General features: G+C 42.8%; 9 protein-coding genes. 5 read left to right on the top strand and 4 right to left on the bottom strand.

Going from position 1 to position 12,621, the window contains the following annotated elements; genetic code table 11:
* Positions 1-52 precede the first annotated feature (52 nt).
* Positions 53-1,633, top strand: coding sequence for a methyl-accepting chemotaxis protein (locus ACXAH6_RS03360; RefSeq protein WP_474875219.1), 1,581 nt, complete (start codon positions 53-55; stop codon positions 1,631-1,633).
* 57 nt (positions 1,634-1,690) lie between these two features.
* Here the strand turns inward: ACXAH6_RS03360 and ACXAH6_RS03355 are convergent, their stop codons facing one another.
* Positions 1,691-1,978, bottom strand: coding sequence for a YebG family protein (locus ACXAH6_RS03355; RefSeq protein WP_474875218.1), 288 nt, complete (start codon positions 1,976-1,978; stop codon positions 1,691-1,693).
* Positions 1,979-2,113: 135 nt separating this feature from the next.
* Between ACXAH6_RS03355 and ACXAH6_RS03350 the strand changes: the two genes are divergently transcribed.
* Positions 2,114-2,620: an HAD family hydrolase gene (locus ACXAH6_RS03350; protein ID WP_474875217.1), complete on the top strand. Its 507-nt coding sequence runs from the start codon at positions 2,114-2,116 to the stop codon at positions 2,618-2,620.
* Here the strand turns inward: ACXAH6_RS03350 and ACXAH6_RS03345 are convergent.
* Entirely contained in the window at positions 2,617-2,787 is a 171-nt protein-coding gene (locus ACXAH6_RS03345) for a hypothetical protein (protein WP_474875216.1), read from the bottom strand. The two genes, ACXAH6_RS03350 and ACXAH6_RS03345, sit on opposite strands and share 4 nt — an antisense overlap.
* 190 nt (positions 2,788-2,977) lie before the next feature.
* Between ACXAH6_RS03345 and ACXAH6_RS03340 the strand changes: the two genes are divergently transcribed.
* From ACXAH6_RS03340 to ACXAH6_RS03330, 3 genes are all read left to right on the top strand, one after another.
* Positions 2,978-6,895: an ATP-binding protein gene (locus ACXAH6_RS03340; RefSeq protein WP_474875215.1), complete on the top strand. Its 3,918-nt coding sequence runs from the start codon at positions 2,978-2,980 to the stop codon at positions 6,893-6,895.
* A gap of 590 nt (positions 6,896-7,485) precedes the next feature.
* Positions 7,486-7,824 (top strand): P-II family nitrogen regulator, encoded by a 339-nt coding sequence (locus tag ACXAH6_RS03335; RefSeq protein WP_474875214.1) that lies wholly within the window; start codon positions 7,486-7,488, stop codon positions 7,822-7,824.
* 76 nt (positions 7,825-7,900) lie between these two features.
* A complete protein-coding gene (locus tag ACXAH6_RS03330; RefSeq protein WP_474875213.1) occupies positions 7,901-8,659 on the top strand; it encodes a sugar-binding protein in 759 nt (252 codons plus the stop codon).
* A gap of 5 nt (positions 8,660-8,664) precedes the next feature.
* On the opposite strand, the gene ACXAH6_RS03325 is transcribed toward ACXAH6_RS03330, so the two are convergent.
* The gene (locus tag ACXAH6_RS03325; RefSeq protein WP_474875212.1) at positions 8,665-10,218 is read right to left on the bottom strand and encodes a sensor domain-containing diguanylate cyclase; all 1,554 of its coding nucleotides are present in this window, start codon (positions 10,216-10,218) and stop codon (positions 8,665-8,667) included.
* Positions 10,219-10,321: 103 nt separating this feature from the next.
* Positions 10,322-12,538 (bottom strand): GspE/PulE family protein, encoded by a 2,217-nt coding sequence (locus ACXAH6_RS03320; RefSeq protein ID WP_474875211.1) that lies wholly within the window; start codon positions 12,536-12,538, stop codon positions 10,322-10,324.
* Between the last annotated feature and the right edge of the window lie 83 nt (positions 12,539-12,621).

Raw genomic sequence — 12,621 nt, 5'->3', positions numbered from 1 at the left:
ATAACGGTTTTTTGGCAGATCTTTAGCGAGATGTGTGGAGAACAACGACAACATGCGAAGAAATCAATCCGTAACCCAGAAACTCTATCGATTTCCAGACAAGTATCGATTAATTTCCTCTACTGACCTAAGAGGGGTCATTACTCACTGCAACGACGAATTTGTTGAAGTAAGTGGCTATGAAAGAGAGGAATTAATTGGTCACAACCACAATCTGGTTCGCCATCCTGATATGCCATCAGGTGTCTTCAAAGAAATGTGGAGTACACTAAAATCTGGCAATATTTGGATGGGCTTGGTGAAAAACCGTCGCAAAAACGGTGACCACTATTGGGTATCGGCCTTTGTTACTCCTGTATTCGAGAATAATCAAATTGTTGGCTATGAATCAGTGCGAGTGCCTGCATTACCTGATGAAATGGAACGTGCTGGAAGGCGGTATGCCAGACTTCAAGCGGGTAAATCTGCGGCTTCCGTCCCTGAGTTGATTCAATATGTAGCTAAAGACAGCATTCCTGTATTGTGCGTTGGCGTGCCGTTAACATTGCTGTCGGGTTGGGTATCTGGGTGGCAGTCGTTTGCGATCAGCGGCGTGATGACCGCCGCAATGGGCGTATGGTATTGGACAAAAGAACAGAAAGATTGGAAGTCGATTATCAACTTAAGCCCAGAAACCTACAGCAATGCTGTTGTGTCGCAAACGTATTTCACCGATTTTGGTAGCCGAGCCAGAGTTAAATTAATGGTTGGGTGTGAAATTGCACGCAGTCGCACGGCGTTAACGCGCATTATGGACTCAGCCGGTTTGTTAGATCGCATAGCAAATACAACCCATCAACAAGCTGAAATTACCAGCTCTGCGGTAGTGCAACAGAATCAAGCAACCCAGCTAATTGCGTCTGCTGTTACCCAAATGTCGCAAGCTATTCAAGAAGTGGCGGCACGAGTTGAGGCCAATGCTGATCAAGCTCGCTCAGCGTCTCATAACGTGGAAATGGGAAACAATAAAGCACAAGAAGCGTTAACAGCAATTGTAGAATTGAAACAAGTCGTCGAATCTATTTCCGATACCGTGTCGGAATTAGCGCAGTCAACAAACGATATTGGCGAAGCCGCTAGTTTAATATCTACAATCGCAGAGCAAACTAATTTATTAGCATTGAACGCAGCTATAGAGGCGGCGCGTGCCGGAGAGCAGGGGAGAGGTTTTGCGGTGGTTGCAGATGAAGTGCGTTCACTGGCTTCAAAAACCCGCGAGTCGACAGACAAAATACACTCGATTATTGAAGAGTTGGCCCAACGTTCAAAACGCGCAGTTGCGGTATCTGAAACCGGGCTTGCTTCAGCACAACGAGGGGCTGAAATTGTAGAAGAAACCCGAGGGGCCCTTGGCCAGATCAATTCGGCAGTAAGTGGTATTTCAGAAATGACCACCGAGATGTCAGCTGCGGTTGAAGAACAAAGCTCAGTCGCAGAACATATCAATCAACAAATTGTCGATATCGCAGAAGGTGCGGCTGAAACCCAGCAATCGTCGGAATCATCTTTGGCTGCGAGTCTTGAACTTCGCGAAACAATTAAGTCTGTACACTCAGTAATCAAACGTTTTAATACAAAAGGGGTGGTGGGGTAAGCACCCACCTACACACAACAGCTTTTGCTAATATAAAGCGCTTTATTTACTCATCTATCAACCGTTTGCGGTTAGCTTTACAACTTCAGCACTGTCGTCTTCTAGTACGTCAGTTGCTGCTGCGCCCTTTAAAAGCTTGGCAACCACATCTTTATTTTTGGCGAGAAGGATCGATAATTCTTCAGCAGCATCGTCACCAATTTTTATCCCTTTGGCTTGAATATAAACGGCCAAATTGTCGGCCACGTCGAGCATTTTATCGTACTGGTCAGCTTCTTTTTTATCTGTTGTCACCAGCTTTTCAACCCCTTTGTGTGTTACAACATATTGTGTAGTAATAGCCATGGTTATACTCCATTTGCGTTGAAAGACACCATTACCATATCGCACTTTACTGTATAAATAAACAGTATTTTAATTATACTAATCTGTTTGTGTTTTCGTGCGTACTTATTCGAAAAGCTAATAGGAATATGCCCAATGCTTAATTTAGCTGGTGTACAAGGCGTAATATTTGATTTAGATGGCACCTTGGTTACATCAAATCTTAACTTTTCTGCGATGAAGCAAGAAATAGGTTGTCCCCAAGAACAAGATATTCTCGCCTTTGTTGCCGACTTACCTACAGATGAAATGCGACAAGCCGAGGCGCTCATTCAGGCTCATGAAATGCGAGATGCAGCAGAATCAACGTGGCTAATTCATGGGAAAGTCATGGTTGAGCAAGTGAGAGCGGCAGGTTTGCCAATGGCCATAGTGACACGTAATTGCCAACGTGCTGCTAGGCAAAAAATTACCCAGAACGCTATTCCTATTTCACTGGTTATTACCCGAGAAGAGGCGCCGGCAAAGCCTGATCCTACCGCCTTGCTGATGGTGTCTAAAATCTGGCATTCCCCTCCCGACACCTTGCTCTATGTCGGCGACTATATTTACGACCGTCAAGCCGCCGAGAACGCAGGAATGCAGTGGCTTTTAATTGATTAGATTTTTATTGGGATTGGTGTCCAATCTGGTTTATTTTTACCTATACTGTCTATAGTAGCGCTTAGATTAGTATTTAAATATTTAGACATATTTCCACCAAAGACGTATTGAAGTTCGCTTTTTTTCAATTCAATAATAGTTGCTACACGCTTTTGTTTGTTATTCATATTAATGTCCTAACAGAAAATTAAGTTGTTTTGTTGACTCTTATGTCGACGAACAAATTAAACGTAAATATTGGTTTTGGTGATGAGATTTGAGACAAGGACTGTCAGATTTGGGACATTTTTTCATATTGTCCCATTTGTTTTATTTTTTTTCCTATTTAGTCACATTAGTGTCGCTACAGAGCGGCCGTTGGAGTCTAGTAGTAAGTTCTCGAATTCACCGTCAGGCATAATTAGAGCAATTATTGATGTTAATGATTCTGTCTTTATCGGTGCGGAAAATGGACTTTTTAAGATAACTGGCGATCAGGTAGTAATTTTTGATGATACCAATAGCCCTTTAGGCAAAGGATACATTACAAGTTTAGATTTTGATGGCGATAACACACTACTTATTACTGAATATGGAAGTGGTGCTTATCTATTTGACATATCAAAACAGTCTTTTCACAAAGTTGATGTGTCTTCTTCGTTACTTTTAAGAGCCTGGAAAGGAAAGATATCTGAGAATTATATTGCGCTAACTACGATTAATGATTTTTTGTTGATTGATTTGGAAGCGAACACGTTACATTCTGCTTCCTCAGTACTTAAGCAATACGAGTTAGAGTCAGTGTTTGAAGTAGCGAAAAGTAAGGATGGCTCATTTTGGTTTTCTGATTCTAGAACATTATTTGAAATTCTCCCTTCGAGTTTAGTGACTAAAGCTCATGATATAGCAACAACATTCCCATTGTTAGACGATGTTTCTCATATCTCACTTCACAATTCTAAAATTTTTGTAGGAGGTGTTAGTGGAATTTATATATCTGATTTGTCGTTGAAAAACCTGAATTTCATTAAAAAACCTCTAACACACGCATATCCTATTGACGATATAGAGTTTATTAATGAAAAGTCCTTAATTGTTGCATCAGGAGGATTGCTAGAACTTGACCTCATTAGTAATCGATTTAAGACGTTTGATTTTTTCTATCCTTTGTTAGATGAACAAAGGATAAGAACGGTCACAGCATTACAGAAAATAGTTTCTGGAGATATTCTTTTTGCTACTACACAGCTAGGTCTAAGTTATATTCCAACTAAGCATCAATTTTTGAATTACCTATTTGAGGGAGAAGCCAATAATCGCCCTGACATTGATTATACCTTTTTATCTACTGGTGAATATACGCTGGCTACTTCTGAATTAAATATCTTTCACTTGAACAAAAATTCGGGTGAATTGAAGAAAGTATCTGCAAGGCATTCAAAAAGTAAGGCTCTGGTGTTTATAGGGGCCAATTCATTTCTCAATCTCGATTCCTGTTCTACGTTAACGTTAACCGATGATGGACAGGTTTTAGAAAGCGCTGCGCATCCTTTGAGATCTTATTGTGATGAACTTTCTGGAGTTCAATCTTATACCAGCAATGGTAAAAACTTCATATCCTACTTAAAAGGAGACGAGGAGCGAGTTATTGAATTTGGTTTACATGGCGATTTGATCAGAACCTTTCCCGTGCCGAGTAAGCCTTACAAAATGGTAGTGAATAACGCCGGAGAGTTATTATTCAGTGATGATAAAAACCATATTTATCATCGACAAAATAACGGTGTTTGGGTGAAACATGAGTTAGAGCAGTTAGGTCAAAGTCTCATTAGTTGTATGTATACGGATAGTGCAGATATCATTTGGCTATGCACATCTGGACATGGACTAATTGGATTCGACCCTAGTGATGGAAGGTCGTTTAGTTTGAATAATGAAGCACGCCTCCGTTTTATTCGAGGGAGTGTGTATCAAGATGGAGCTCATTGGGTTGGAAGCAATAAAGGTTTAAAAGTTTACTTATCTGACGGCTCATCTTTAAATATTGGCCCAGAAATAGGGGTAAATGACACTGATTTTGGTTTCGATGGAATTGAGGTATTATCGGAAGGTGTTATCTCAATTATTGGAGATAAGCAAAATTATATTTTAGACACAAAAAAAGCATTGAGTTATTTATCTTTGCGAAAAAACAGAAAGTCAGAGGTAAAAATTACGAGTTTGGTTTTCACTCATTCATTTAATTCAAATGAGCGATACAACCAAATCGACTATAACTATTCAATTGATGAGTCAAACGTATTAGAGCTGGCGTATTTTAATCGAGAACTCCATTTCACTTTTTCCTCCATAGACTTCTCTCAATCATCAGGGCAACAAATAGAATATCGGATGCGCGGTTATGAAGAGGAATGGACAAGACTTCCAACTTCATATGGAGAGGCTACTTACCATTCTCTTCCCATCGGTGAGCTAACTTTTGAAGTGAGAGTGGTAGACCCGCGAAGTGAGGCAATACAACCAGTTTCGGTAATACCTATTCGGGTGATGCCCCCGTTTTGGCTTACGTGGCAAGCTTTTATTGTCTATGCATTGTTATTGATGTGGTGGGCGGTTGTATTTAAACGCTGGGTGAATAACCAAGTGGCGAAACGCAATATTGAGTTGTCTGAATTGGTGAATAAACAGCAGGGCGCGCTGGATGAGAGTAATTCGTCTATCAAACGACTACTTGAGAAAAAACAAACACTGTTTACTAACCTTTCCCATGAGTTACGCACACCCATTACGTTAATTGCAGGTTTTGTAACTCAGATAAAAATGCACCCTAATGATAAAGAAAATTCGAATCGCCTAGAGCGTATCCAACGCAACACCCAGCGCTTAACACGGCTCGTTGATCAACTTATGGAAGTCGAGCAACTTGATAAGATTAAAGACATTCCTACTCGTGCTTACGATATTGAACAGCAATGCCAGTTAATTTTTGAGAATGTGAAGCCTCTAGCACACCTAAAACAACAGCGTATTACCATGCGATTAGATGTGAAAGGCAACTTTGTTTTACTGCAAGATACGCTAGATAAGGTGCTGTACAACTTGTTAATGAACGCGATTAACTACACTCCTGAAAAAGGACAAGTTGAACTGGTTGTCAGCATGCAGCAAGGTCAGCTTGAACTTGTGGTAACTGATACTGGCCAGGGTATACCAGAAGATGAAATTGATTACGTGTTCGAACGGTTCACGCGCTTGAGTTCAAGTGAAACCGTCAAAGGATCAGGTGTTGGCTTGGCTATGGTAAAAGACCTGATCATGGCCAATGAAGGCTGGATCACCGTCGCTAGCAAATGGGGCGAAGGAACAACATTTGTTGTTAGCTTACCGGCGAATGAAGTGGATTATTACGACGATTTATCATCCCTTCCCATTTCTGATTATCAACGCCCTCAACTAATAGAGTCGAGTGTTGAGGAGCCACTTCTTGAAACCGATGAGCCTCAGCAGAAGCCTATACTGCTTATAGCTGAAGATAACGCAGACATGCGTCATTATTTGTTTTCACTTTTTAAGTCGGATTACGCGTGTTATGTGGCGAGTGATGGTGTGGAAGCGATGAAGGTGGCGTTGTCGATTGTTCCTGACCTTATCATCACGGATCTCCTCATGCCTCACCTCGATGGAGAACAACTGTCGAAACAAATTCGAGAGCACGAATTGTTGTCTTCTACACCTATTCTTATGTTGACGGCAAAAGGCGACAAAAATACTCGAATAAATAGCTTAAAGGCCGAAGTAGACGACTTTATTAGCAAGCCTTTTGAACAAGACGAACTCATCATAAGAGTGAAAAACATGTTGTCTAACCGAGTTCAAAAGGCACGTAAGGTGAAATCGACATTGTACGATAAACAATGTGTAGCAGTGTCGGCTCAATTAAGCGATGAAAAGGACCAGACGTTTTATCTCAAATTTATCGACGTGTTAGAAAAGCATTTTAGTGATGATGCTTTTACACGTTCACATGCCGCAGACTATTTAGCCATGAGTGAACGGCAATTAAATCGCAAATTAGAAACACTAATCGACGGTAACTTTGTGAGTTTTTTGAGACAGTTCAGGCTTCAAAAAGCACGTGAAATGCTTGAGAGCGGCGGGCAAGTGGCTAGGGTTGCTTACGACGTTGGTTTTACCACACCTTCGTATTTTAGTAATTGTTTCAAACAACAGTTCGGTTGTTCCCCCAAAGCATACGCACTGCAACAGTCAGATCTTTCAACCTCTGAAGATCAATAGTTTGTCACCGAGTTGTGGATAAGTCTGTTCATGAACTATTTTGGGGCAAGATCGCGCAATAAATATGCGGGCTTAATCGTTTATGAATTAACCAGCAAATTTATTTTATGATCAAGAACAAGATCCTCTTGATTATTCAATGTGATCATGGATCAAAAAGCTACCCTGACTAAATTGCGCACTCACCAAGGCCTTTATTTATACTAACTACCGCTTATTTGTTCATTTGGGCCAACAATTAATCAAGGTGATCTTTCCTCTTATTTGATCACAAAGTTCAATTTTTTTTCATTATATTTTTGCCTGTAAGATCGCGATCTTTAAGGGCAAATTTATGTTGCACACATGCTGTGGATAAAACTGTTGAATACTCTCTGTAGGGCGCGTTTTTATGGGATCTAATGCATGATCGCCTATCTGTTGATAGGCTGTTATTTTAAAAACACACAGGCTTACAAAAAAGAGTCATTATTATTCGCATTGTTGATAATTTATACTTTTGGACGATTTGTATACTGTATCAGGAAGTGGTAAAACGTAGATCTCATTTGTATGACAGCATTGTTACCATTCGGTGACAGGAGTAATACATGAAAAAAATCACAGCAACGATAAAGCCTTCACAACTCGATTCAGTGCAATTAGCCATTGCGCCATTAGATTGGGTTGAGTTTCTTGTGGCTGAAACAAAACAGTTTGGTATAGAAGGTGAGTCTTTGGAAGTCTACCGAGGCTTAGCTTATGTGATTGACTTTGCGTCTACGCTTACCGTTGAAGTGGTTGTTAAAGAGCACGATGTTGACGTGCTGCTCAATTCATTGCTTTATTGTGTGCCTCTTGAAGAGCGTGCGGCTTTTTATTATCAGATTGAATCGGTAGAAAAGTGCATAGCTATCACTCCTGAAAAACCAAAACTAGCGGTTGCCTAGCCGCGCTTTTCTGTTGGACTTTGTTCTCACTCTCCGTTAGCGTTGTGCATTAACATTTTTATAACGGATATTTCAAATGAAACTTGCGTCTAAAAGCTGGCTCTTGGCAGCAAGCTTGTTGGGTGCTGCTGCAAACGTATCAGCAGACACTGTGGATCAGGCTGCCTATTCAGATACTCCTGTGACGATTGACGGGCAGGCTAATGAGTCGGTATGGCAACGCCAAACTTGGCACCAAATGACACATGTTATGGTTGGAGAAAAACCTACTAAAGAGGATTTTCAAGGGCGCTATAAAATTGCATGGGACAACAACAAGCTTTACATCTTAGCTGAAATTGTCGACGACGTACTGATAGATACTCACCCCGACCCGACTGAGCGATATTGGGATGATGATTGCTTGGAAATCTTCATTGATGAAAATGCGTCGGGCGGTAATCACCTTATTAACCACAACGCTTTTGCGTATCATATCGCCCTTGATGGCAATGTACTCGATATGGGCAATACAGAAGCGGGTGAGCCAGAATTTATCATTCTGAATGAGCATGTCGATAGCCGCTGGCGCCGAAAGACAGACGGTAGCAATACTATGGTGTGGGAAGTGTCGATCCAATTGTATCCTGACACATTCTCTGTTGTAGACCCGGGTAAGCCTTTGTCGTTGTCGGCTGGCAAGTTGATGGGCTTTATGATCGCTTACTGTGACAACGACGGCAGCAAAGAACGCGAGCATTTCGTAGGGTCTCACGCTATTGAACCTGTAAACGGTGATATGAATCGCGGCTTTATTGATGCCTCAGTATTTGGCAAAGTAAAACTGGTTAACTAGTACAACTAAGCGAGTTGCTTTTTGTTCGCATACATCTTCATGTCGGTTTGGTGAAGTAGCGTGTTTAGGTCGTCGTGGGGAGTATCGATGATGGTGCTCCCGACGCTGGCACTCATTGAAATTGTGCCCGAACTGGTTGGGAATGTGTAGTGATCACAAGCTCGCGTTAGCCTCTGTTGTAGCCGCTCAGCTTGGCTATAACTGTAGGTGTGTGCAACAACAACAAATTCATCACCACCCAAACGGCCCACTAAATCCTGTTCTCGACAATGGGACTTAAGTAGTTTGGCTGTGTATATCAAGGCTGCATCGCCAATGGCATGGCCATACTCGTCGTTAATACTCTTAAACTTGTTCAAGTCGATAAAGGTTAAGGCTAAATAGCCGCCCTCTTGGCTATGGTATTTTAATAAGTGGCTGGCCGCAGTTTCCCATCCTCTGCGGTTTAGTGTTGGGCAAAGCGTATCCATCGACGCTTCTCTGAACGCTTTTGTTCTGTCGGAATTAAGTCGTTTTACTTTTTCCGACGCTGCAATGGCGAGCAACATAGCCTCGATAGTTACCGCAATGATCAAACCATATCGATGAAGGAAAGGGCTGGTTTCGTGCAGGTATAATCTGAATACCATGGTAACCAGCATAACGGTTAATGCAATCAGCACATAGAGTGCCCCATGCACACGTTTACGCACTGCGTAGGCACTCAGCACTAATATTGTGATAATACACAAAAGAGTGATAAGCCCCATCACCTGACTCACCGGGCGTCCAGTGTTCTCGTTCATCAGTGTTTGAATTACCGAGAGTAATAGCACCAACTGGGAGGAGTACGTAAGTATTCGGTACAACACGGGTTTAACGAGGTGCTTGAAGTCGAGTAGCAACGAGATAAAGCGCACTGCTGTCCAAACTGTTAAGCCAGCAAACACCATTTTTAAGCGAATATCATTATTAATTTGAGAGTGGGGGAAAAGGATGTTTAACATGCCTTCCTGCAGAAAAAAGAAAAACCCTGCAGCTGTTATATAGGCGCTGTACGCGTAAAAGCCCTTATTTTTTATGCTTCGACCTAATACTCCTACGTAAATCATTAGCGCGAGGCAAAAACCAAAAAACGCACTGAGCATTAACGTGTGAATGTTTTCCTGTTGGTAAAAATCAGACACAGAGGAAAATTGAGGATCTACAAAGCGGCTTCGTTGTACTTCAAGTGTGAGAGTAAGGTTGTAGTGGCCTATGGGTAGTAAAAATGCCTTATTTGCACTGCTCAATGTGTCGATGACTAACTCTGTTGACGCCTTCGCATGAGCGGCTCTGACAATGTCCATCGGGAAATGAAGTACTTGATTGGTTGCCAAATCGCATTCATATTCGATTGTTTCTATCCCTGCTTTAACGGGAATAGGGTTGGCATTGCCAGTAGGGTTAGGAGAAACAAGGCCGCAGTTTGCCAATACATTTAACGTCACCAGCAAATTGATCAAAACCACAAGGATCGCGCGTATAGCAATATGCGATAACAGCGAGCGTTCACGCTTGGTTTTAGCTTGCTGCAACATTACCACTGTATCCTTACTACTGCGTTTCGTTGCCACCAGTGTATATTGATTTTGCTTCAGTGACGATCACTATTCAATAACTGCTTGGGCATGGGTTTGTCGATTAGTCTCCGCCAACAATTTGTACCTGTGCAATATCGGTATCGCCTTTTATTACTTTGTATATGGCATCTTGTATCAGAGTGCGCATACCGTCTTCCATTGCTTGCTGCTTCATTTCACTCACCGCTGACTCTTTGTATATTAACGCGCGCAGCTCGGGTGTCATGCCTAATAATTCATGAACACCGGTGCGTCCTTTATAGCCTGTCCCCCCACAAGTATCGCAGCCTTTTCCTCGGTGAAGTATCAGCGGAGACGGCAAATCTAATTCATCAATATATTGCTCGCCATATTGGCGACGAATAAAGGCCTCTTCATCGGCAGTGGCGGCATACGCTTCTTTGCAGTCGCTGCACAGGGTGCGAATGAGGCGCTGGGCCAATATGCCCACACATGCATCTGAGAAGTTAACGGGATCTAAACCAAGGTCGAGTAAACGGGTGATTGTTTCAGGCGCAGAGTTGGTGTGTAACGTTGACAATACCAAGTGACCTGTAAGCGAGGCTTCTACACCCGCATGAGCGGTTTCTTTATCACGCATTTCACCAATGAGAATAATGTCGGGGTCGGCACGTAAAAAAGCGCGTAGCGCATTCGCGAAGGTAAAGCCTATTTTCGGGCTAACTTGAACTTGCTGCAAACCCGGCTGGGTAATTTCAACAGGGTCTTCTGCGGTCCAAATCTTCTTTTCTGGCGTGTTTAAATAACCCAAAATGGCATGTAGAGTGGTGGTTTTACCTGAACCCGTAGGCCCTACAACTAGCAATATGCCGTGGGGCTTTTTAATCATGCCTTCAAGGCGCTGCATATTAGTGGCGGCCAGGTTCATCTTGTCGATGGGCATGGCACCACCCGAAGCCAAGATCCGCATGACCACCCCTTCGCCGGCAACCGTGGGAATGGTGGCAACACGTACTTCTACCAATTGCCCGCTCATTCTGAAGGCGAGTTTACCGTCTTGGGGCACGCGTTTTTCGGCAATGTTCAGGTTCGCCATTATTTTAATGCGGGCGATAACGGCGTTGTGGTGAGAGTTAGGTACTTGGTTAATATCACGACATACCCCGTCAACCCGCATTCGCACACGAGTAGGTGCATTCTTTTCTGGGTCTATGTGTATGTCTGAGGCATTTAAGCGTTTTGCGTCATGCAGTATACGGCTAACTAAACGTACTATCGCCGGTGCGTCGTCAGACATCTCGTCAGAGTGTTCTTCTTGATCATCCCCAGAGGAGCCAATTTCATCAAGAATCTCGCTCATTTCTCCCGGTGCACCGCCTCCAGTATCACCGAGGTATTGGAGAATGTGAGTGGGTAAGCCCACTGCAATGTCGTAGCTATCGATACCCAATGCACTTTCGATTTCCATTAATAGCGCGGCGTTGTTGGGCTCAGCCATGAGTACTATGGGCTTGTCGTGTGTATCAGCAACTACTGCAACATGGTTTCGCTTCAAATAAGAGCTATTGAGTTTACTTTCGCTTTGAAAAAGGTGGTATTTGTCGGGATTAAACGTGATAAAAGGTACTTGGTAATGTACCGACAAGGAGTTGCCAATTTGCTCATCGCTCACGCGGTATTCAGACATTAAACGCTGAATAAGGTGGCGATAGTCTTGGCTGGTGGTTTCCAGTTCAAGTAAGGCTTTTTCTGACAGTGCGTTGTCGTGTATGAGCACGTCAAAGGGCCTGTTGGTGCCGCCTAATTCGAATCGGAACTTTTCTCCTAAAAGGGTGGCGAGCTGTTGAGCTAATTCCAGGTCACTGTCGTTAAAGGTGCCAGATTGCTTGTTGATCACTTGCAATACCCCCATTAACACACCGGCGTTAAGAATGGGGACGCACAAAATATTATTGGTGCGGAAGTCGTTAGACTTATCGAACTTATCGGCAAAACGCAGGCGGGGATGCACTGAGGCAAGCTCTTGGGCATTGTATGGGTCGGCAATGAGTAAAGGTAATTGCGCTAGTGCGACATAGCCTGCAATAGACAAGGGGCTAATGGGCACTTTTATTTCGAGGGTTTCCTTTCCGGTGCGAAAGCGTGCCACCAGATCTTGATGCTGCCTCCGACGCTGAAAAATACTCATGCGCTGGGCACCGAACATACCGAGAATAACGGGTTCGAGTTCTTGGTAAGCATCTAATAAACTCTGCGTACCATTGAGAATGGTATGAAGTTGCTCGAAAGTCTTCTGTTGTTCGGTGATATTTAACATATGTGATCTTTGTACTTATTATTCGAAGTGTAGTGCTTTTTCTTAGTAAAACCATACTCTTCGCTATAAAAGAAACCTAGTGT

The organism is Alteromonas sp. ABE4_545 (assembly GCF_056161325.1).
The sequence above is the reverse complement of the archived record's forward strand: the minus strand, read 5'-3'. Positions and strand labels throughout refer to the sequence as shown.